This is a genomic window from Rhabdobacter roseus, from assembly GCF_014202275.1.
GTDB lineage: Bacteria > Bacteroidota > Bacteroidia > Cytophagales > Spirosomataceae > Rhabdobacter > Rhabdobacter roseus.
In genome coordinates, this window is record NZ_JACHGF010000008.1 from 235,694 (window position 1) to 258,234 (window position 22,541).

The window sequence follows — 22,541 nt, forward strand, 5'->3', positions numbered from 1 at the left end:
GGCCTGCACGAAGTAGTGCGTACGCTTTTGATCTTCTCGTCCTGCGTAAATCTACAGCTCGTCCCGATCTATGATCGGCGACGGGCTCTTTTTGCGTTTCAAACGCAAGTCAGAAACAACCGCCGATTTGAAAATCGGGGTTAGCTAGCTTAGCTAGCAAATTGGGAGTGAGCGGATATTTTTCGGCCAATTTTGAAATTACATAAACTCAATTTTGAAATTACATAAATTTACTTCTTGAACAAGAGCGCCCGGATGGGCTGAATGCGCGTGATAACGTAGGTCGGGATGAGCAGGACCAGCGCTACCACACCCAGCGTGATGACGTTGACGAGCACGAAAGTACCCCAGTCGAACACGATGGGGACGGAATCCATGAAGTAGTTGACGGGGTCGAGCGGGATGAGCCTAAACTGGTACTGTAGCCAGCACAGCAGCAGCCCGATGCCATTGCCCAACAGCAGGCCGCGCGTGACCATGTGCAGGCCCACGCGCAGGAAGATCCGGCGGATCTGGGCATCGGGGCTCCCGAGGGTTTTGAGCAGACCCACCAGCGGCGTCCGCTCCATGATCATCACCAGCAGGATGGAGATCATGTTGAAGCAAGCCACGAACAGAATGAGCGTCAGGAAAACGGCCGTGTTGCGGTCGAGCATTAAGAGCCAGTCGAAGACGGGCCGGAAGGTTTCGGTGACTTTCTGAAGGTACATGTCCGGCGACATGCGGTAGAATACATCCGCCGCCACGGGTTCGAGCTGCTGGAAGTCGCGCAGGTAGATTTCGTACGAGCCCACGGTGTCGGCCCCCCAGCCGTTGATGCGCTGCACCAGCGCCAGGTCGCCAATAACGAGGTTAGTATCAAACTCCTCCATTTCGGTTTCGTAGATACCCACCACCGTGAGCTTGCGGGCGCGGGGCGGGTTCTGGACGAAGTACATCAGCACGTCGTCGCCGGTCTTGAGCCGGAGCTGGTTGGCGATCCGGCGGCTGATGATGATCTCCGAGGAGTAGTCGGGGGTAGTTAAAGTAGCTGAATCGGCAGTAGCCGCCGCACGGTCGGGCGTGGCCCACTGAATCAGCCGTCCTTCCACCAGACTTTCCTGAAAAAGCGCCCAGTCGTAGTCGGCTCCGACGCCCTTAAGCATGATCCCCTTAAGCTCGTCGGGCGTTTTCAGAATGCCGGATTTGTGGGCGACCGCTTGCCAATGGCGTATTTCGGGCATGTGAGGCAGATCATCGGACAGGGGTGAGCGCCGTGGCAGGGGCCCTTCTTCGTAGGTACTTCCCAGGCCCAGCGCGCTGACGCGCAGGTGCGCGCCAAACAGGAATATTTTTTCCTGAATGGTATTTTTAAAACCAAAAAGTACTGCAAAAGCCACGATACCTACCGCAATGCCAATGGCAATACTGGCCACGCCGATCCGGCTGACGGTAGCGGAGAAAGAACCTAGTTCGTTGTGACGGATGCGGCGGGCTAAAAACGACGAAAATCGCAAGGCAAACGGTGTTTTTGAAATAAAGAATCACTTCGGATCGCCCCGGTACCGGGCCGGGGTTACCAGGTACTTAGGGCAGGCAATATAAGGATCATTGTTTAGATTAACGAGCTTCTGCGCCGCGGAAGTGTGGCCGGAAGTACCTTGCCCAGGTACCTGAGCAAGGTACTTCCGGCCAGTTTCCTGCTCCAATACGCCCGGCGAAGGTACTTCTTTCGGCAGGGAATGTTGTAAAGCTCATTTTGAAAACGTTATTTTGGTAAAAAACGATGATCGTGCTCAAATCTTTCGTATACCTGCTGCTGGTCCTTAGCTGGGGCTGCCGGGCGGGTACCTCCGTACCGGGTACGGAGGTACCCGGTACCAAGACTACTGAAACGCCCCAGGTACCTGTCCAGCAACCTCTGAAGCTGGGCCTGGAGCGCACCGGCGAATACCTGCCGCTGCTGAAGGGCAAGCGCGTGGGGCTGGTAGTTAACCACACCACGATCTTCCCGAACGGTACCCACCTGGCCGACAGCCTCAAAAGCCTGGGGGTGAATGTAAAAACAATCTTTGCGCCCGAGCACGGCTTCCGGGGCATGGAGGCTGACGGCGCGACCATCAAAGACGGCGTGGATACCCGCACGGGCCTTCCCATCGTGTCACTTTATGGTACCAATAAAAAAGCAACACCCCAGCAACTGGCCGGGCTCGATGTGCTGATCTTCGACATCCAGGACGTAGGCGTGCGCTACTACACCTACCCCAGTACCATGCACCTGCTGATGGAAGCCTGCGCCGAAAACGGCAAAACCTGCCTGGTGCTGGACCGCCCCAATCCCAACGGCCACTTCATCGACGGCCCCGTGCTCGACCGCAAGTTTGCGTCCTTCGTGGGCATGAATCCCGTGCCCGTGGTACATGGGCTTACGTCGGGCGAGCTGGCCCTGATGATCAACGGCGAAGGCTGGCTAGCGGGCAAAAAACGCTGCGACCTCACGGTGATTCCCTGCACGGGCTACACCCACCAGACGCCCTACGTACTGCCCGTGAAGCCCTCGCCCAATTTGCCCAACCAGCAGTCGGTGCTGTTGTACCCGTCCATTTGCCTGTTCGAGCCCACCATCGTGAGCGTGGGACGCGGCACCGACACGCAGTTTCAGGTGATCGGCGCGCCCGACCCGGCCTTTGGTACCTACACCTTTACGCCCGTCGAGAAGCCCGGTGCCCACAAGCCGCCCAACGAAGGCAAGCGCTGCTACGGCGAAGACCTGCGGCGGGTCGATGCGTATCAGCTGCGGTTCTCGCTCAAGTACCTGCTGGACTTTTACCAGAAAGCGCCCGATAAATCAAATTTTTTTACCAGCGAATCGTACTTTGATAAACTCGCTGGCACGGATCTTATTCGTACTATGCTGGTAGCGGGCCGCACCGAGGAAGAAATCCGGCGGGCCTACGAGCCCGGTCTGGTGCAGTACAAAGAGCTGCGGAAAAAGTACCTGCTGTACGCCGATTAAGATCATTTTACAACTACCCTTGCTGATTCTCTTTTCATGGAAAGTAACCTGATTACGCGCATTTTCCCTACCTACGAGGCGCTGTCGCAGGCTGCCGCCGACCTGGTGGCTGAGGCACTGTTGCTCAAACCCACGCTGGTATTCTGTTTGCCTTCGGGAAGTACCCCGCTGGGGATGTTTCAGGAGCTGGCAGAGCGGCACCAGCGGGGCGAGGTCGATTTTTTCCAAAGTACCTTCATCGGGCTTGACGAATGGGTAGGCATGGGGCCGGAGGACGAAGGTAGTTGCCGGGCGTACCTGGATCGGGATTTTCTGCGGCCCGTGGGCTTTCGCGACGACCAGATCGTGTACTTCAACGCACAGGTACCTGACCTGCCCGCCGAGTGCGAGCGCATCAACCGGGCGCTGGCGTTGCTGGATGGCCTGGATCTTATCGTGTTGGGCGTAGGAATGAACGGCCACCTGGCGCTCAACGAGCCGGGTACTTCTTTTGATGCCGCCGCGCACCTAAGTACCCTGCACGAAACTACCATCCAAACCGGACAAAAGTACTTTAAGGAGCCCACTACCCTGACCCAGGGCGTCACGCTGGGCCTGCGTACCATCCTGGAAGCTCGCCAGGCGGTACTGCTGGCCAGCGGAGCGGCCAAGGCCCCCGTGGTGCAACGGCTGCTGGCGGGTACTGTCTCCGAGGCGTTTCCGGCCAGTGTGTTGCACCTGCACCCCCACGCGCAGCTCCTGCTGGACGACGAAGCGGCGGCGTTGGTGGAGAAGTAGAGCTGTTTCAGGTACCTTTCCCCAAAGTACCTTTTGAAGGTACCTTGTTGCTACAAACTACCTCTGGTCACGTACAAAAGGTAGTTTGAGAAATGATTGAATGAGAAATGATTGAAAAAGGTAGTTGGGAGGAGTCACAGGTACCTTACAATAGAAAAATACAAAGCTTGATGGAGGTAGTTAGCAGGGATCCATTGAGCCAACACTACCCATTTTTTTAACGACGAATCAACGCTTATGCCACTGATAAAAGCGGCCGCCGGGGTGGTGAACCAAATCCCCATGGCCTGGGAAACGAATACGAAGAATATCATCGGGGCCATCGAGGAGGCGCGTCGGCAGGAGGTGTCGCTGCTGTGCCTGCCCGAGCTCTGCATTACGGGCTACGGCTGCGAAGACTACTTCTTTGCCCACGACCTGCACGAGCAAGCCCTGCGCTGCCTGCACGAAATCGTGGAGTACACTTCCGACATTGTTGTAACCGTGGGCCTGCCGATCCGGCAGCACAACCGCCTCTACAACACGGCCTGTGTCATAGCCAACAAGCGCATCTTGGGTTTTTATGCCAAACAAAACCTGGCCAACAACGGCATTCACTACGAGTCGCGCTGGTTTCACGCCTGGCCGCCGGGGGTCGTGGATAGCCTGGAGATCAACCGCGTGACCTACCCCCTGGGCGATATTATCTTTGACCTGTCGGGCGTGCGGATCGCCTTCGAGATTTGTGAAGACGCCTGGATTGCCAACCGGCCCGGTCGGCGGCACTACGAGCGCGGCGTGGATATTTTGCTCAATCCCAGCGCCAGCCACTTTGCTTTCCATAAATTCATGACCCGCGAGCGCTTCGTGATCGACGCCTCGCGCTCCTTTGGGTGCAGCTACATTTATACCAATTTGCTGGGCAACGAAGCCGGACGGGCCATCTACGATGGTGACGCCATGATTGCTACCAACGGCGAGCTGCTGGTGTCGAGCCCGCGCTTCAGCTACGAAGACTACCTCATCACCGCCGCCGTGATCGACACCGAACTTACGCGCCTGACGCAAATCCAGAACCTGTCGCGGCCCCCGCAGGATAAGGTCTGGCGCACGGCCGCGCCGTTTGACTTTCCGGAGGTAGTGCCGGTGCCGCCGCAGGTAGCCGAGCTGGAGGCTTTTGAACGCGGCGGTGCGCTGAAGGAGGAGGAATTTGCCCGGGCCGTGAGCCTGGCGCTTTTCGACTACCTGCGCAAAAGCCGCTCGCAGGGTTTTACGATCTCGCTTTCCGGCGGAGCCGACTCCTCGGCCTGTACCGCCCTCTGCGGCCTCATGATCCGCCTGGCCGACGAGAGTATTGGCCTGGAGCGCCTGAAGCAGAAGCTGGCGCACATTGCCAAGATTCAAGAAGCCCAAACCGAGGAAGACATTGCCAAAGAAATTATTCACAATATTTACCAAGGTACCGAGAACAGCTCGCAAGACACGCTCGACTCGGCGCGCTCACTGGCGGAGTCGATGGGTTCTACCTTTTACAATATAAACATCAACGGCCTGGTCGAGACCTACACCAGCCTCATCGAGCAGCAAATAGACCGGAAGCTCAGCTGGGAGCAAGACGATATTGCGTTGCAAAACATCCAGGCGCGGGTGCGGGCTCCCAGCGTGTGGATGCTGACCAACCTCGCCAACCACTTGCTGCTCTCTACCTCCAACCGCTCCGAGGTGGCCGTGGGCTACGCCACCATGGACGGCGACACGGCCGGGAGTATCAGTCCGCTGGCGGGTATCGACAAGCACTACCTGCGGCAGTGGCTCCGCTGGCTCGAAACGGTAGGTTGTGAGGTAAAAGGGAGACACATCAAAATAGAAGGTTTGAAAAAAGTGAACAGCCTGCAGCCCACCGCCGAGCTGCGCCCGCAGGATCAAAAACAAACCGACGAAGACGACCTGATGCCGTACGACTTCCTGGATTCACTGGAAGAAATCGCGATTCGGGATAAAAAATCGCCGCTGGACTGCTACCGCCACCTGTTGGCGCGCTACGAAGGGCGTTACGGACCCGCCGAGGTACTTATGTGGACGGAGCGGTTTTTCAAGCTCTGGAGTCGCAACCAGTGGAAGCGCGAGCGCTACGCACCTTCCTTCCACCTCGACGACCTCAACCTGGATCCCCGTACCTGGTGTCGCTTTCCGATCCTGTCGGGCGGTTTTGAGCGGGAGTTGCAGGAGCTGCGTGAGTTTGCCAGCGAGCAGCGGCGCGAGAAGCGCGTGGGGAAGATTGGGTTTTAAGGGTAGGGCAGCAGCCATTCAGTAAATGGTAGTGGGTGAATAACATATAAGAGGCTATCTTAGTACTTTATTCATAGGAGATTACTAAGTGTCCATCTGTATGCTGTTGATCTATGAAACTACCTATACACCGCTTCCTGCTTTCCTTGGTTTTGAGTCTTTTTGCTCCGCTGGCCGTGGGGCAAACGCTCTTTATCAACGAAATCATGTCTTCCAATTCTTCCACCGTCGCCGATGGTACCGGTGATTACGCCGACTGGGTCGAACTTTATAACCCCACGGCTGCCAATGTTGATATTTCGGGATACTACGTCACGGACCAGCTCAGTAATCCTACGAAGTACCAACTACCCGTAAGTGCAAGTCTGGTGGTTCCGGCGGGAGGGTACCTGCTACTTTGGGCGAGCAATGACCCCTCGCGCGGGGCGCGGCATCTGGCCTTTGCGCTGTCGGCTAGCGGGGAGGAGTTCGGGATTTTTGCACCCGATGGGATAACCCAGCTGGATGCCGTGGCGTTTCCAGCCCTGGCGGCCAATATCTCCTACGGACGCAAGCCCAGCGGATCGGCCAATTGGGTGTATTTCACCTCAGCTACCCCCGCTGCGACTAACAACAACGCCCCCAGCTTTAGCGCGTTCCTGGACCCTCCTACTTTTTCCCACGCTTCGGGCTACTACCCCGGTGCTTTTACGCTAACCCTCACAAGTAGTGATCCGGACGCCACAATCTACTATACTACGGATGGCTCCGAGCCCAACGAAAATAACCCCAGCACGACGTTTACCTACCGCAATCGTTATGTAGAAGTACAGGGACAAACACCGGGGCCAATCCTGAATGCCACTTTACAAACCCATACTTATACGGCACCCATCCCGATCATGGACCGGACGCTCAACGCCAACCGGGTTTCTAACTATTCTTCCACGTACAGCTACAATCCACCCTACTTTCCGTCGGAGCCGGTGTTTAAAGGTACCGTGGTACGGGCGAAGGTAGTAAAGCCGGGGACACTCCCAAGCTCCGTCGTAACGCGAACCTACCTGGTTACCCCCGAAGGCAATCAGCGTTTCCGGTTTCCGGTTATCTCGTTAGCCATGCCCGAAAACTACCTTTTTGGGTACCAGGAGGGGATTTATAACGCGGGCGTTACGTTCGACAACTGGCGGGCGGGTAATCCGTCCGTGTCGGTCAACGGACCGGGCTTTCCGGGTAATTTTACCCGCACGGGAGACCAATGGGAGTATCCGGCTAATATGGAGGTATTTGATACGTTATCGACGGGAGCCGCGCTGAGCCAGGTAGTGGATGTACGGATCAACGGCGGGCATACGCGCGGACTCGCCCAAAAGAGCCTTCGGCTGTACAGCAGTACCTTCTTTACCTACCCTTTTTTTCCTTCGTTGCCTTATACCAATCACAAACGGCTGATCCTGCGTAACTCGGGTAATGACTGGGGAAGTACCATGTTTAGGGATGCGGTAATTCAGGGGATGGTCAGTCACTTACGCTTCGACAGGCAGGCGTATTGTCCCAGTATATTGCTGGTCAACGGTGAATACTGGGGGATTCATAATGTCCGGGAGCGCTTCGACAAGTACTACCCCAGTGCCAAGTATGGCGTTGATCCCGATAATCTGGATATGATCGAGAATCATTACGAAGTAGATGAAGGGGATGCAGTGCACTACAACGCCATGATCAACTACCTGATCGCTAACGGTCCGTCCAACCAGGCGAACTACGAAAACGTAAAAACGCGGATGGATATGGACAACTTCATCGACTACCAGCTGGCGGAAATTTACGCCGCCAACACCGATTGGCCCGAAAACAACATCCGTTGCTGGCGGCTTCGCACGCCGCAGTACATGCCAAACGCTCCGTACGGGCACGACGGACGCTGGCGCTGGATGATGTTCGACGTAGATTATGGCTTTGGCGGCTTTAATGGCCCAACGCACAATACCCTGGCCTTTGCTACCAATAGCGATATAAATGCCCCAGCTGCCCCGGCCCGGACCTTCCTGCTACGCCGACTGCTCGAAAACGCGGAATTCAGAACTAATTTCATCAACCGCTTCGCCGACATGCTCAATACGACCTACCTGCCCAGCCGGGTCGTAGGGATGATCAACGAGTATAAACAAAACCTGGCACCCGAAATGCCCGAGCACATTGCGCGCTGGAAAGCCATCACGAATATGACTACCTGGGATAACAACGTGAACGTGATGATTAACTTTGCGGAGCAGCGGCCGGGCAACGTGCGGCAGCACATCCGGAGTAAGTTTAGCCTGGCAGCTACGCACACCCTGACCGTCGATGTATCGCACGCGCAGCGTGGCTACGTGCAGGTCAATACCATAGCGATTGTAGGTACTACACCGGGCGTGGCCGAGCAGCCGTACCCCTGGCAAGGTACCTACTTCCAGGGCGTGCCCGTGACGATCCGGGCCAAAGCTAAACCGGGCTATCGCTTTACGCATTGGCAAAGCGAAGCTACTTCCTTTAGTGATTCGGTACTGGTGGTGCATTTGACGGCTAGTGCTACCTACCAGGCTTTCTTTGAAATTGACCCCGACTACTTATACAATCCAGCGCCCTATGAACTCAGCTACGCCTGTGCCTACGAATTTTTGGCGTGGGAGTCGGCCAATCCGGCGGGTACTTTTCCCGAGTCGATGGCCTTTGTGTACATGAACCAACCCGACCCAACGTTCGGAGCTACCCTAGAAGGGTTCACGAGCGGACCCTACAACTACCTGAGCAGGAGCCGTGTCAATGGGTTGGGAGAGAACGGCGTCGCCTTTATCAATACCACCAGCAGTGATCCTACTGCCGTCAACGAAGGCTATCCGATGGGTAAAGTAGGTGGCGCGCTCCTGGCGCTTAATACGCTGGGACTTACCAAGGTGGAGGTTTCCTGGACGGGCGGTACCCTCACACCTAACGTACGCCCGCACGCCATTAGGCTGCAATACCGCGTGGGCGACTCGGGTGAATTCAGCGATGTGCTAGGAGTAGACAACCAGCCGGTAGAGTATGTGCGAAATGCCACGGCCGGTCACAGCCAGACTTTCACGTCTATTCCGCTACCTGCTCAGGCCCTGGATCAGCCCTACGTGCAGCTTTTCTGGCGCTATTACCATACGGGCACCGGTACCTCGGGGGCGCGGGATCAGCTCCGGCTCGACGATATCCGGGTGGGCGTGGGGGCTTGCGAAAGCCTGGCTTCGGGCAACTGGAACAACGTCGGACTGTGGTCGTGCGGGCGGGTACCTACCTTCTGCGACGAGGTAGTCGTTTCGCCGGGACACATCATTGAGCTAGAAAATAGCGGAATGGCTAAATCACTGCGTATAGAAGCAGACGGTGCGCTGAACATGGTAGCGAGCGGTCTGCTTCAGCTGGGTAGCCAGTAGAAAGGTACTTGGAGGAGAGCAGATTTTTAAAACGTCTTATTACACCACCGCAGGCTTAGCTGAGCACCGAGCCAGAAATAGGTACGGCGGGAGCCGCTGGGCTGGCCCACCCAGAGGGGCTCGATCCAGGGCTGCTCCGAGGCGACGAGCCCCCGGTACGGGCTACGCAGCAGATTGAAGGTAGGCCCGAGCGACAGCGCCATCCGTGAAGTTAGTTTCTTTTCCAAAGCCACCGCCAGCCGGTAGTGATGAACCCGCTCCTGCCGGAGGAAGCGGCGCTGGATGGCCAGGCGGCTGCCGGTGAGGTCGGCGTTGAGCATCCAGCTGCGGGGCCGGGGGCGGCCCAGGAGCCGGGCGGTACCCAGGCCGTAGCCCAGACTACCCAGGGGTTTGCCCGGAGCAAAGGCATTGAAGCTGAGGATAAAAATATTGTAAAAAGCCGGTACGCCGGTTTTGAAGGTGGTACTGAAATAATGCAGCTCGTCGGTAGAAATTTCGAAGCGTCGGTAGCCGTTTTTTCTGATAAAACTCAAGTACCCAAAGGGCGTCGTGGCCGACGAGTCAGCGTAGTTGATAAACCCAAGCTGGTGGCCGCTGAGTACGGTACGGGCATAATTGAGCCCGCCGGAAACCTGCCAGCCGCGGAGGTTCCGGCCTGCGGCATTGCCCGCGGAAGCGATCTGGACGCCCGTTACGTCTTCGGCCGTAATGTTGAAAGTACCCGCCGCCTGCATGCCGTTGAGGCTCCCAATGGTGATATTGCCAAAGCCCGCCAGCTGCGCCCCGTCGACATCGCGACCTACTACATTACCAAGCCCCGCCAACTGCGCGCCTCGTACGTTCCAGCGGACCATGTTGAGGCCCAAACCTACCTCCAGCGCATCGACCCCCAGCGAGTAACCCGCCACGAGATTCAGCGAAAAGGTATTGATGACGTTGCCGCTCAGCTGTTGATTGGTACCTATAAACGGAATGATGGAAGCCTGGAAAGTACGGTAAAGGGTGTCGGTGATGTTTTCGGTGTGAATGGCCTGGCGGGTAGAGGAAAAAGCGTACACGAGGCCGTCCCGTACTTTGAGCAAATGCTCCTGAAAGGTACGTGGAGCGTAGTTTTTTTGTTGCTGCGTCGTATCCGGGTACTTTTGCGGTACAGGTACTTTGGTAGCGGGCGGAGGCACGGGCGCCAAAACAACCTGGGGGTACTCCAGGGTACTTTTGGCGGAGTCGCGCCGGGCCAGGGTACGCGGGGTAGTTGGGGTGAGCGCCATCAGCGTATCGGCCGTGAGCTCGAGGGTCAACAGGGTGTTGTCGCGGCGGCTCCGTACGTCTACCGTACGGGCCAGGTACCCTTCTTTTCGGATTTCCAGTTGTAGTTGTGTCGGGGCAGTGGGCAGCCGGATCTTGTAGTAGCCGTACTGATTGCTGACGGTCGAAGCCAGGGTAGTTGGCTCGTAAACACTGGCGTTGGTGAGCGGATCACCCGTTTTGTAGTCCAGAATGTAGCCGTTGAGCAGGAAACTTTCGGGCGGGCTAGTCTCGGCCACGGCTACTTTTTTTAGGATAATGTACTTGCGTTTTTCCTTAAACGCCACGGTCCCTTTGAACAAATCGGTCAGGATGGTGCGGACGGCCTGGTTGGAGGCATTGACCGACACCCGGCTTTGTACGTCGATGGCGTCGGGACTATACGCAAAGCTGAAGCCGCCCTTCTCGCCAATTTGCCGAAGTACCTCGTCGAGCCGCTCGTTGCTGACCCGCAGGCTGATCTTCTTTTCCAGCAGCGGCTGCGCCGCCGCCTCCACGACGAGCAGGCAGCTCCATACCGTCAGGCTAATTATTGGATATGAGAAAAAACGCTTCAAAGTAGGCAGATCATGTATTTATAAGCTCGACTGGCAGGCGGTACCTTCCAGCCGGTAGGTGGTACCCTCCTGCTGAACGCGCAGGTCCAGGGCTTCGGCAATGACCGAAAGTACCACGTCCAGCGACTCGCGCTCGAAGCGCCACGTAAACCGGCAGTGGGCCAGCTGCGCGTTGCCCAGGCGAACGTCGGCGTGGTAGCCGTCGCGCAGGGAAGCCACGATGTCGGCCAGGGGCGTGGCCTGAAAATCAAAAACCTGCGTGCGGTAGGCGCCTATGTTGGGGTCGGCCAGGAGGGGGCGAAGTACCGTATCGGCCTCGACGGCTACGCCTTCCCCCGGTGCCAGTACGGCCTTGCGCGAGGCTTTGGCAACTTCCACGCGGCCCGTTTTTACGTCTACCCGCACGGCTTCGTCGTAGGCTTTTACGTTAAACGAAGTACCCAGTACCCGCACTTCCGTTCCGTTGGCGTCGATCACGAAGGGGTGCGTGGCGTCGGGTTGCACGTCGAAAAAAGCCTCGCCCCGCAGCGACACGGCGCGCGTATCCCCGGGCAGGCCATCGGAGTAGGTGAGGGTGGAGTGGTAGTTGAGAAATACCTTCGTGCCGTCGGGAAGTACCTTCTCAAAAGTGTTATCGTGGGTCGTGATGGTAACGAGTTGCGTGGGCTGCGTGCGGTTCAGCAACAACCAGCTAAAGCTCACCACCAGCAGCGCCACGACGGCCGCCGCCCAGTAGCCTGGTGCGAGCCGCCGGGTAGGAAGCGGTTTTTCGGAAGCCGCCGCTGGGTGCAAGGGGCGCTGAATGACCTCAGGTACCTGGGGCTTGTGCATCCGAGACCGAACGTTTTGCCAGGCAGCGTCGGTATCTACCCGGAGACGATCCGGACGCAGGCTGCCGTTGCTTTCCCAGAGTTTGCGGTAGCCCGCCAGCTCATCGGCGCGCTCGGGCGAGGCTTCCAGCCAGAGCCGCACCCGCTCGATTTCGTCGGCGGTGGCGGTATTGGCCAGGTAGCGGGCCAATAGTTCGTCGGACAGATGTAGGTTAGAAGCACTCATCCTGCGTACAGCTCAGCATAACGGATTAACAACATACAGGTACCTATCCATAGCAACGACGGCAGGTAGTCGGCGAGTTCGCTGCGGAGCACGCGCAGCGCTTTCCCGATCTGGTTCTCGACGGTCTTGACCGAAATCCGCAGCCGGTCGGCGATTTCCTGGTACTTCAGTTCCTCAAACCGACTCATCCGGAACACCAGCTGGCACTGCTCCGGCAGGCGGCTCACGGCCTGCTCGATCCGCTCCTCCAGCTCGTAGCCATTGAGGGCGTCGGCTACGGGCTCGTAGCCGACGGGCTGGTAGTAGACGGTGTATTCGCGGTGGGCTTCCCGTACTTTATAGTGCTTCAGGCGGTTGAGGCAATGGTTATGCACGGCCCGGTAGAGATAGGCTTTCAGCGAGAGCGTGATCTCCAGCTCTTCGCGCTTTTCCCACAGGTTCAGAAACACCGTTTGCACCATCTCTTCGGCGTCGTCCTGGTCTTTCAGGAGCGAATGCGCGTAGTGACACAGACGCTCGTAGTAGGTACGAAACATCTGCTCGAAGGAAGGCTCGTGGCCTTGCCGGATGGCGCTTACGATTTCTGTATCGCTTAGAGACACGCGGTGCGGGAGTTTTTTTGCCCACAAAAATACAGAATCTCTTTCGTTAACAGCTTCGCGAATTGTAGGAACGGTCGCTACCACGTTTGAATTTCATTTCTTCCTTGACAACCCGGCCACCAAGTACCCCTACGCCCAGAAAAAAAATAAGGGGACGTAGGGGGGAAGCTTTTCCGGGTTGTCAAGAAGGAAAGGGGCGAGCCACGATCCCGCCCCGAGTAGTATTTTTTAATTCTAACCAGTACCAGATCATCTATTAGCCATGAAAAAAATTCATCCCATCGTCGTACTTCGTCTTTTTGTTGTGGGTTTGCTACTGAGCATGCAGTCGTGTATTTACATCAATTCCGGCGACAACGCCATTCCGCCCCGGGGTGTAAGTACCCGCGATTTTAACGTAACCAATTTTGACCAGCTCGAAATGGGCGACGCCTTTCGGATCCACGTGCGGCAGGGAAATACCTTTCGGCTGTCGGCTACGGGCGAGCTCAACGACCTCGACGACCTGGATGTCTTTACCGAGCGCAACGGCAACCTGGTGATCCGCTACCGCAACAGCTGGCGCAATCGCCGCCAACGCATGGACATCGACGTAACGTTGCCCGCGCTGCGGGGCGTAAATTTCTCGGGGGCCACGGAGTCAACGATAGAGGGCTTCGAAAACGCACGGGTACTTGACGTCCGCCTGTCGGGGGCTTCCAAGGCCAGCTTCACGGGCTCGGCCGAGCAGCTGAACATGGATCTGTCGGGGGCGTCGGAACTGACGCTGCGGGGCGACGGCAAGTACCTCGATGGCAATCTGACGGGCGCTTCCCAGCTCCTGGGCTTTGATTACCGGGTGGAGGAGTCGGATTTGGGGCTTTCCGGCGCGAGCCGGGCGCGGGTGTGGGTGACGCGCTTCCTGAAAGTAGACGCCAGCGGAGCCAGCAACGTACGCTACAAAGGTAGCCCGTCCATCGAGCAGCGGCTGTCGGGCGGAAGCAGCATCTCGCGGGATTAGTTCTTTGCAATAATTCAACCAGTAGGGCCAGGCAAGTGTCTGGCCCTACTGTTAATGGAAAGTGAAACATTCAAAAAAATACCTGCATGAAAAAAATACTACTTCTGCTGCTGGTAGGTCAGATTAGCTTTTGCAGGGCGAACGGGGCACCCAGTAACGAAAAGCTGCGGATCGCGATGAATAAAAACGTCGAACTACTGGGCCTAGGGTACTTTATTGGCTTTGAAGGAGTCGATATCGAAACCAAGACGGTTGAGATAAACGGCCAGCAAGTACCTAAGAAAGAGCGGCACGCCTACGGCTACTACCTCTACCAAAAGTACAAGTCGTTTGCGTCGAGCAAAAACCTGGAGAAATCCTTTACCGTAGCGGACCATCTGTGGTTAGACTACCTGATTAACCTACTGCTGCAAGTAGAGGATTTCCCCAATGCCCGACTGACTGATTCGATTGAAGAGCGGTACTTTATTAACTTTTCGCAGAAGAAAGACCCCCGGGAAGCGAAGGAACTGGCCGTTCTTTTTCTTGAGGGACTGAATGAATTTTATAAAGAAATTGATTTTGATAAGTACCTGGCAGAGCACCAGGTATACTATGCGCAATCCCTCGCCGAAGTAGCGAAGACGCTGCCCAAAAATGATTTTATCGGTACGATGGAGGCTTTTTATAAAACATCCTTTGCGCGCTATACGCTGGTACCTAGCCTCACCATCCCGAAAGGCATGGGGTTTGGCTTGAGGTACACGTCCGGTGGCGGAACGAACGTTTTCAACGTATTTGGCGCGTTTGATCGACAGTACTTCCAGAGACCCAATGAAGTAGTAATGGGGTTTGAAAATGAGCAAAGGCTTCGAGAACTCAGCGTGCATGAATTCGGCCATTCGTTTGTAAATCCGGTGGTGGACCAACTACCCGCCGAGCTCTTTTTGAAAACCGAAAAACGATTTGAACCGCTGAAGTCGGCCATGTCCGACCAGGGCTACATAACCTGGAAAGCCTGCGTGTACGAACATTTTGTGCGGGCTGGGGAAATCATTATTTCGGAGAAGCTGGGCGATGACGAAGGCGCTAAAACCTTACAGGCTTACTACGAAAACGGCCGGAAATTCCGCTACCTACCTGTCCTTCTGGTAGAGCTAAGAAAGTTTGACGAAGGGACGCATAAAACCTACTACGAAGCGGTGGTACAAGCGATGGAAGCGTTGGCCAAAAACTAACCCTAGGTCTGTGTCCCCACAGACCTATTCAGCAGGGCAGGTCTGTGGGGACACAGACCTAGGGTTTCCAGTTGCTGAAGATAGTGGTTCGCCGTACCTTCGCCCCCGGAAAAGTACCTGCTTAACAATGAAATTACTACACCGTACCGACTACCTTTTCGTGGGGTTGGGGGTACTTTTGGTCTATGGCCTGGGGCTTTTTCTGCCCATTCTGGATTCCGACCCGGCTTTTAACGCTCTAGTGGCATTGCGGATGCACCAAACCGGCAACTACGTAGAGCTCTACGACCATTTTATGCCCTACCTCGACAAGCCCCACCTTACCTTCTGGCTGGCGGCGGCTTCCTATAAGCTTTTTGGTGTGTCGGCCTGGGCCTACCGGCTGCCTTCGGTGCTGGTGGCGCTGCTGGGGATTTACGCCACCTACCGCCTGGGCAAAGCGGCCTATAACCGCGAGACGGGCCTGCTGGCGGCGGTGATCCTGGCCACGACGCAGGCTTTTATGCTGGGCAACCACGACGTCCGGATGGACGCCCTGCTGACGGGACTGGTGGCGCTGGCGGCCTGGCAATTCTACGAGTACCTACAGCAAGGTACCTGGCGCTCTATTCTCCTGGGCGGCTTTTTGGCGGGCCTGGCCTTCGATACCAAGGGCATGGTGGGCGTCGGCGTGGTGGGTGTGGCGTTGCTGATCGAGGTACTTCACCGCCGGGCCTGGGAGCGGCTGTGGAGCGTCAAGGTACTTGGGGGGCTAGCGGCGTTTGCGGTGGCGATCCTGCCGGTACTTTGGTGTTTTTACCTGCAATTTGACCTTCATCCCGAGCAGGTCATTGCCGGGCGTAGGGAGGTGTCGGGCGTGTGGTTTATGCTGTGGGAGCAAAACTTCGAGCGGATGTCGGGCGGGCGCTTCGGCAAGGCCGGGGCCGGTGATCCGTTCTTTTTCTTCCATACGCTGCTGTGGGCGGCGCTGCCGTGGTCGTTGCTGCTGTACGCGTCCTGGGCCACGCGCGTGTACCGCGTTCGTCAGGTACCCCTGCCGGAGTGGTTTACGGGTGGCGGCGCGTTGGCCTGTCTGGTACTTTTTTCGTTGTCGTCCTTCAAACTACCCCATTACCTCAACGTCCTTTTTCCGCTCATGGCCGTGTGGCTGGCGGGTTGGTTGGTGGGTACCTGGGAGCGGCCACATCCCGCGCAGCTTCGGTTTGTGACGGTGACGCAGTGGATCATCACGGTGCTGATGCTAGGGGTAGCTTACGGGCTGGTTTTTTGGGTATTTGGCAGCCAGCTACCCGCCTGGCTGGGAGGTACTTTTGTAGTGTTGGGCCTGCTGCTTTTCCGCCTGATTTTTTTGGTCAAAGTACCCCTGCGGCGGGCGTTGCTGTTCTCGGCTTGGGGTACTTTACTGGTCAATCTGATGCTGAATGGGCACGTGTACCCCGCCCTGGATACCTACCAGGGGGGGCGGCAGTTAGCCCGGCTGGTGGAGAAACATCAGGTACCGATGGATCACCTGTACTTTACCGCTCCTTCGCCGGTTTATTATAATCTGGAGCTGGACGCCGGGACCCTTCTTCCTCCGCTAGATAGGGAGGAGGTTGTAGAGGAACTTTACAAGAAAAAAACGATTTGGGTTATTACTCCCGCGGAATATACGCCCGCCTACGTTCCGCAAGGAGCACGCGTAAAAAGTCAGCATTGTATCGACGACTACCACGTGACGCGCCTCACCGGTAAATTCCTGAACCCCGCCACGCGCTCAAGTACCCTGGAGCAGCACTGCCTGCTGGAGTTGGAGCGGCTTTAGGTACCTTACTTGATCATGCCATAACGCGCCTTGGCTCGCCCAAGTACCTGTATGCGGAACCGTTGGTCTTCCTGCACAGCTGGGTTGATACTTTGGTTTTGAAATGCTATTTTTGAAAAAAGAATTTATAGTTGTTATGTTAACCATACACCCACAATATATTAAGGATGCTAATGGTAATAATTCATTGGTAGTTCTTTCTGTGCAGGAGTTTGAATCACTCATGGAAGAATTGGAGGAGCTGGAAGATGTGCGCCTTTATGATGAAGCCAAAAAGGAAGATACTGGTGAGCGCATTCTGTTTTCTGAGTATGTAAGCAGAAGAAAAACAAGGAATGCCTAGGTATATCATTACTTTATCCAAAAAGGCGGAAAAGCAACTTGATAAGCTCCCTGGTCATATTGTAGCCCCCATTATAGAAGCTATTTCAAGCTTAGAAGAAAATCCTAGGCCACATTATCTACGAAATTTTTGATAATGAGTTAATTGTTGACGTTGTCGCTGTTGGGCACCGGAAAGATATTTATGAGTAGAATGGTTTCATCAGTGTATTCTAAGAGCTTGCTTGCGCCTTCCCAATAAATCCGGGAAAAAGTATTTTCCTCAAAAAACTACAATTCTAGTAGCCCTGGGCTAAAGCCCAGAGGTAGTCAAACTTCCTTCTTACTTAATGATCCCATAACGGGCCTTGGCTTGCTGCCGCGACATGCCGTCAAAGTGCCACCACTCGGTGGGGTTGACGGCAAAGCCCGCGCGTGTCATGGCCCGGCGAAGTACCTGGCGGTTGGCTATCTGCTGGGCCGTGAGCTTGCCCTGCCGGAGCATTTCTTGCTCGGAGCGCGGGTAGGCCAGCGGACCGAAGTAGTCGTACTTGGTGCCCATGTCGAGCGGTTGGCCGCGCTCGTCGGCCACGGTGAGGTCTACGGCGCAGCCGAAATTATGGATGGAGCCCACCTTGGGGTCGGCTACGTATTGAGGTTTGGAGCGGGTCGGGATCTTGAGGTCGTCGAGGGCGTCCCAGAGAATATACTGCACGGAGTTGGGCCGGGCGGCGTCGTACACCAGCAGGCGGTAGCCGGGGGTACTTTCGCGCAAGTACTGGCTGGCGCGGGCCAGCTTACGGGCCATGTCGGGCTGGAGGTAGGCGCGGGTCAGGTCGCCGTAGACATCTTTCCCCACAAAATTGTCGGTAGTGGAGTACTTGAGCTCCACCAGAATGGTACTGTCAACATCCTGGATATTCACCAGTCCCTGCTGGATCATCTGCCGCTCCAGCTCGGGCAAGGTACCTTGCGGCGGTGCGGCGGGTACTTCCAGCCGGGCCGTGGCGGTGCGTTTCGACGGGGTAGTTGGGGGAGGCTTGGGGGTACTTGAGCCGGAGGACGACTGCCCCTGACAGCCCGACAGACAGGTACTTGTCAGGAACAAAACCAGCACAGAAAGCAAACGGAGGGAAAACATAAACGAGCGAATTTTTAGCAAGTTTACGTAATTTGCCCCTAAATGTTTTAAACCAGCCAAGTACCTTGCCAAGAATGCTGGAATAATAGTTTACTACAAACCTATTTATATACCTGATACAAAACGCTATGACCATGAAAAACTTAAGAATTACGGGCCTTTTGGTACTTATTGTGGCCGCCGTGGCGGTAAGCTGCAAAGATGACGAAGGTACTCCCTCGCCGCCCTCACCCTACGTGGGCGTGTGGCGGGGCGTAACCACCGTGGGGGACTCGCTGCGGTTTACGATCAGTAACGTAGCCGGAGAGGCGCGCCTCACGGCTTATAGTGTCAATATTCGCTATAATTTTGGAGGAAGTACCCTGACCACCAACCAGTCGGGAACTAATTCTGAGGGCTACGCCACCATCCGGGACGAGAAGCTTAATTTTCGGGTAGAGCCCGTGGACGTGGAGGCCACCTTCCGGAGCGCTACCGAGCTGGAAGGTACCTACAGCGGAGAACTGCTGGGGCCGGGCAGCGCCAATCCCGAACGCATCGAGGGTACCTTTACGGCAACGAAAGATTAGGTACCTTAACTAGCCTCAGTACCCCTATAGAAAGAGCCGCCGCAGATCGTGACGATCCGCGGCGGCTCTTTTTAGTATTGCAAATCAAGACTACTGCTTCTGTCCCTTGACGTAGGTACTTAGCCAGTTGTCCATTTCCCAAAGCATGTGCAAGAGCGACTCCTGAGAGGTGTAGCCGTGGCTCTCGTAGGGCAGCAGCACCAGCCGGGTGGTAGCACCCATGCCTTTGAGCGCGCTGTAGTACCGCTCGCTCTGGATGGGGAAAGTACCCGTGTTGTTGTCGGCTTCGCCGTGGATGAGCAGCAGCGGGGTTTTCATTTTATCGGCGTTCATGAAGGGCGACATGGTGTTATACACCGGGGCCGCCTGCCAGTAGGTACGCTGCTCGTTCTGGAAGCCGAAAGGTGTAAGCGTACGGTTGTAGGCACCGCTCCGGGCTATGCCCGCCTTGAACAACGTGCTGTGCGTAAGTAGGTTGGCAGTCATGAAGGCACCGTACGAGTGCCCGCCCACGCCCACGCGGGTGCTATCTACCACGCCCAGGCGTACGCCCTCGTCGATGGCCGCCTTGGCGCTGGCCACGAGCTGCTCCACGTAGGTGTCGTTGGGCTCGTTGGTACCTTCGCCCACGATGGGAATGGCGGCGTTGTCCAGAATGGCGTAGCCGCGCGTCACGAAGGCCGCCGCACCCCAGTAGCTAATGCGGTTGAAGCGGTAGGGCGAGCCCGCTACCTGTCCGGCGGCGTCTTTGTCTTTGAACTCACGCGGGTAGGCCCACAGGAAGGTTGGCAGCGGGCCGTCTTCTTTCTTGTAACCCACGGGCAGGTACAGCGTAGCGGTGAGCTCCACGCCGTCGTTGCGCTGGTAGCGAAGTACCTGCTTCTGCACGTCTTTGAGCTGCGGATAGGGGTGCGCAAAGGTCGTTACCTGCTTCAGCGGGTTTTCTTTCTTTTTGGGTTTCAGGTTCCGAATGAAGTAGTTGGGATTTTCCTCGGGCGTTTCGCGGGTAGTCAGGATCAGCATTTTTTCTTTGTCCAAAATCGCCACCGGCTGCTCGTAGTAAGGAGCCTCGGAGCGCCACAGCCGCTTGGTAGTTTTAGTATTCAAATCCAGGAGGTCTACGAAGGGACGGTCGCCTTCGGGGGACGCCCCCTCACCGGTGAGGAAAATCTCACGCTTGGCGGTGAGGTCGAGCACGTACTGGCCGTAGGCGTTTTTGGTGAGCTCGGGTGAGCCGGGATTGTTGTAGCCGTCTTCCGAAGAACGGTCGAAAAGTACCGTAGGACTAGCCGGGTTGGCGGGGTTTACGAGCTTGGTGACGACCCGGCGGCTGGCCCACCAGCGCTCGCTGAAGAGCGCCGTTTGGTCGTTGCCCCAGTACACGCCGCCGAAGCGCAGTTCGGTTGCAAAAAGCTGCTTGGGTTCTTCGCTGAAGGGAGCCGCCTGCGCGTACACCACATCCCGAATCGCCACTTTCTTTTTGGCATCGCCACCGTCTTTGGCTTCTACCCAGTAGAGGGTAGCAGGGGCGTCGGCGCGCCAGTCGTAGCCGCGGTTTCCGGCGGGCACGGCGTCACGGCCCCAGGGTACGTTTTCAACCAGGGGCTTATCCTGGAAGGTTTTCACCAAAGTACCCCCCATGGCGTACACGTCGGTTTTGGTGGGGAAATAGTAGGCCGGTACCAGGTACGAAAAAGGCCGGTGCAGCATCTCCACGAGCACGTACTTGCCGTCCGGTGAGGGCGAGGCCGTCCGGACGATGCCCGGCTGGCCGATGGCCTGCGTGCGGCCGTCCAGCCCTACCTGGGTGATCTGCGACGTGAAGTAGTAGTCAAAGGCGGTCTCGTCCGTGGGGTTTTTGAGCAAATCCTGGTAGGTAGGGGCCATGCCCGCCTTGCCTAGGTTTTGTTGTACGGTGGGCCCGATGGGCGTGCGACTGGGCTGCGGAGCCGCGCCCCGGTTGGCCGGAATGAGCCGCGCCACGAGCGACTGGCTGTCAGACACCCACTCGAAGGGTGTACCAAAGGTGGCGTTAAGGGCCGTGTTAGTAACCTTGCGGGCCGTGGCGGTGGCTACGTCGAGTACGTAGAGCTCCAGGTGGTCGTCGGTGGTGTGCGTGAAGGCCACCTTTTGGTCGTCCGGCGACCAGCGCATGTACGAGAGCTGCGGCTTTGCGGGCAGGCCCTGAATGCTTTTTTCTTCGCCCGTTTTGAGGTTTTTCAACGAAAGCCCCACGGCGTAGCTGGCGCGGCTGGGGCCGTTGGTGGCGGGGTTGATGCGCATGCCACCCAGGCGAAGCTCGGGTTGCGAAAGCTCCGCGATGGTGGGCTGGGCCGAGCGCTCCATCAGGAGCATCCATTGGCCTTGGCCATCGACACTCACGGAAGGGGTAGGTGGAGCGTTGACGAGGGCGGCCAGCTCGGGCGGTGGGGTTTGGTACGTCATGGCGTCTTGGGCCTGGGTAGTAGCCAGCAGGCTAAGCCATGCGGTCGTAAAGTAGAGGATACGACGTTTCATGTAGGTTTTCGATTAGTATATAAACGGTTGCTAAAACAAATGTCTAAGGTAGGGCTATTTTCCAATAGAAGTATCCTTTTTTTACCTAAATACAGAATAAAAAGTACCTTTTCTTGCCTAAATACAAAAAAGTACCCGGCGACCAGGCCGGGTACTTTCTAACAAACAGAGCAGTAATCAATTATTTTTTATTTTCTTCCGGAGTCCAATCTACGCGGAATTTCCCGTTCACTACCTCCATCGAATCCGTTTCTTTAGACTTGCGGGTATTGTCGTGGTCGTGCGGGTCGCCGGTGGTGAGCATGCCGCCCCCGGCCGAGGTAAGTACCTTGCGCTCGAGGTTGGCACGCAGGCCGGAGCCACTCAGGGTAGCCAGGGCGCGCTTTTCGTAGTAGGTACCCGTCATTTTGGCCTCAAAGGTACCTTCAATGAAGGTGTCGGTCACGGACGTGATCGTGATGGTACCGCTCAGGGATTCGCCATCGTGAAACGCGTGGCCCAGTTTCTGGGTTTCGCTGGTGTAGTCTACCAGGGCAAAGGGCGTGGGTTTGCTATTTTTGCGGTAGGCGTCTTCGAGGCCCTTGGCGCTCACCACGGGGTAAGTACCCGGCTTGAGGTCGTCGTCGAAGTAGTACAGCCGAATCCAGAGCGACTCGTCAGGATTGACTTTGAAGCCCGCCAGCGCCAGGTACCTGAAGCGGTTGACCGGGATCTTCATGCGCTTGGCCTCGGCGGTCCATTCTGCCCCGTTAAGGGTACCCTGGATGTAGTTTTTGGACGTTTGGGCGTAGCTGGTGGCCAAAGTACCCAGTAAAAAGGTAAGAAAAAATAGTTTTTTCATGGCATTTGTTGCGGGTTAATAGGGAATGGTTCATGGGCACTGAGGTACCTGCGGGCAGGTACCTCAGTGCGCTCCCAAAAGTAGGTACCTTGGGCCGGGCTATCAAGCACTACTTAGTAACTGCACACTATGACCCAAAAACCAGA

Annotated in this window: 17 protein-coding genes; 9 read left to right on the forward strand and 8 right to left on the reverse strand. The window is 56.5% G+C overall.

Annotated features, from left to right (window positions below):
* Window positions 1-230: 230 nt before the first annotated feature.
* Together HNQ92_RS21305 and HNQ92_RS28530 are read right to left on the reverse strand one after the other, a co-directional pair.
* Window positions 231-1,496: an ABC transporter permease gene (locus HNQ92_RS21305; protein WP_184177072.1), complete on the reverse strand. Its 1,266-nt coding sequence runs from the start codon at window positions 1,494-1,496 to the stop codon at window positions 231-233.
* A 103-nt stretch (window positions 1,497-1,599) separates the two neighbouring features.
* Entirely contained in the window at window positions 1,600-1,737 is a 138-nt protein-coding gene (locus HNQ92_RS28530; RefSeq protein WP_221307512.1) for a hypothetical protein, read from the reverse strand.
* A gap of 28 nt (window positions 1,738-1,765) precedes the next feature.
* Between HNQ92_RS28530 and HNQ92_RS21315 the strand changes: the two genes are divergently transcribed.
* The 4 genes from HNQ92_RS21315 to HNQ92_RS21330 all read left to right on the forward strand — a co-directional run bounded on the left by HNQ92_RS21315 (window position 1,766) and on the right by HNQ92_RS21330 (window position 9,465).
* The gene (locus HNQ92_RS21315; protein ID WP_184177076.1) at window positions 1,766-2,995 is read left to right on the forward strand and encodes an exo-beta-N-acetylmuramidase NamZ family protein; all 1,230 of its coding nucleotides are present in this window, start codon (window positions 1,766-1,768) and stop codon (window positions 2,993-2,995) included.
* A gap of 36 nt (window positions 2,996-3,031) precedes the next feature.
* Window positions 3,032-3,772 carry a glucosamine-6-phosphate deaminase gene (locus HNQ92_RS21320; protein WP_184177078.1) on the forward strand — a complete coding sequence of 247 codons (741 nt, stop codon included), beginning with the start codon at window positions 3,032-3,034 and terminating at the stop codon, window positions 3,770-3,772.
* Window positions 3,773-4,009: 237 nt separating this feature from the next.
* Window positions 4,010-6,040, forward strand: a complete 2,031-nt coding sequence (nadE, locus tag HNQ92_RS21325) for an NAD(+) synthase (protein ID WP_184177080.1) — start codon at window positions 4,010-4,012, stop codon at window positions 6,038-6,040.
* A gap of 113 nt (window positions 6,041-6,153) precedes the next feature.
* On the forward strand, window positions 6,154-9,465 hold the full coding sequence (locus HNQ92_RS21330; protein ID WP_184177088.1) for a CotH kinase family protein: 3,312 nt from the start codon (window positions 6,154-6,156) through the stop codon (window positions 9,463-9,465).
* A gap of 26 nt (window positions 9,466-9,491) precedes the next feature.
* On the opposite strand, the gene HNQ92_RS21335 is transcribed toward HNQ92_RS21330, so the two are convergent.
* The 3 genes from HNQ92_RS21335 to HNQ92_RS21345 are packed head-to-tail and all read right to left on the reverse strand — an operon-like array spanning window position 9,492 to window position 12,985.
* Window positions 9,492-11,327, reverse strand: a complete 1,836-nt coding sequence (locus HNQ92_RS21335; RefSeq protein ID WP_184177090.1) for an STN and carboxypeptidase regulatory-like domain-containing protein — start codon at window positions 11,325-11,327, stop codon at window positions 9,492-9,494.
* Between the two features lie 18 nt (window positions 11,328-11,345).
* Window positions 11,346-12,383: a FecR family protein gene (locus HNQ92_RS21340; RefSeq protein ID WP_184177092.1), complete on the reverse strand. Its 1,038-nt coding sequence runs from the start codon at window positions 12,381-12,383 to the stop codon at window positions 11,346-11,348.
* Window positions 12,380-12,985 carry an RNA polymerase sigma-70 factor gene (locus HNQ92_RS21345; protein WP_184177094.1) on the reverse strand — a complete coding sequence of 202 codons (606 nt, stop codon included), beginning with the start codon at window positions 12,983-12,985 and terminating at the stop codon, window positions 12,380-12,382. The genes HNQ92_RS21340 and HNQ92_RS21345 overlap by 4 nt, the downstream gene beginning before the upstream one ends.
* Before the next feature lie 262 nt (window positions 12,986-13,247).
* Here HNQ92_RS21345 and HNQ92_RS21350 point away from each other — a divergent pair, with 262 nt between their 5' ends.
* The 4 genes from HNQ92_RS21350 (at window position 13,248) to HNQ92_RS21365 (ending at window position 17,349) form a co-directional block, all read left to right on the forward strand.
* Window positions 13,248-13,985: a head GIN domain-containing protein gene (locus tag HNQ92_RS21350; RefSeq protein WP_246440575.1), complete on the forward strand. Its 738-nt coding sequence runs from the start codon at window positions 13,248-13,250 to the stop codon at window positions 13,983-13,985.
* Between the two features lie 86 nt (window positions 13,986-14,071).
* A complete protein-coding gene (locus HNQ92_RS21355; RefSeq protein ID WP_184177112.1) occupies window positions 14,072-15,202 on the forward strand; it encodes a DUF4932 domain-containing protein in 1,131 nt (376 codons plus the stop codon).
* Window positions 15,203-15,329: 127 nt separating this feature from the next.
* Window positions 15,330-17,006 (forward strand): ArnT family glycosyltransferase, encoded by a 1,677-nt coding sequence (locus HNQ92_RS21360; protein ID WP_184177114.1) that lies wholly within the window; start codon window positions 15,330-15,332, stop codon window positions 17,004-17,006.
* 112 nt (window positions 17,007-17,118) lie between these two features.
* Window positions 17,119-17,349, forward strand: coding sequence for a hypothetical protein (locus HNQ92_RS21365; RefSeq protein WP_221307514.1), 231 nt, complete (start codon window positions 17,119-17,121; stop codon window positions 17,347-17,349).
* Window positions 17,350-17,670: 321 nt separating this feature from the next.
* Here HNQ92_RS21365 and HNQ92_RS21370 read toward each other — a convergent pair whose 3' ends face one another.
* A complete protein-coding gene (locus tag HNQ92_RS21370; RefSeq protein ID WP_246440577.1) occupies window positions 17,671-18,468 on the reverse strand; it encodes a M15 family metallopeptidase in 798 nt (265 codons plus the stop codon).
* Between the two features lie 134 nt (window positions 18,469-18,602).
* On the opposite strand from HNQ92_RS21370, the gene HNQ92_RS21375 reads away from it, so the two are divergent.
* Complete coding sequence (locus tag HNQ92_RS21375) at window positions 18,603-19,037, forward strand: hypothetical protein (protein ID WP_184177116.1); 435 nt, start codon at window positions 18,603-18,605, stop codon at window positions 19,035-19,037.
* 90 nt (window positions 19,038-19,127) lie between these two features.
* On the opposite strand, the gene HNQ92_RS21380 is transcribed toward HNQ92_RS21375, so the two are convergent.
* Window positions 19,128-21,554, reverse strand: coding sequence for a S9 family peptidase (locus HNQ92_RS21380; protein ID WP_184177118.1), 2,427 nt, complete (start codon window positions 21,552-21,554; stop codon window positions 19,128-19,130).
* Window positions 21,555-21,735: 181 nt separating this feature from the next.
* Window positions 21,736-22,395: a hypothetical protein gene (locus HNQ92_RS21385; RefSeq protein ID WP_184177120.1), complete on the reverse strand. Its 660-nt coding sequence runs from the start codon at window positions 22,393-22,395 to the stop codon at window positions 21,736-21,738.
* Between the last annotated feature and the right edge of the window lie 146 nt (window positions 22,396-22,541).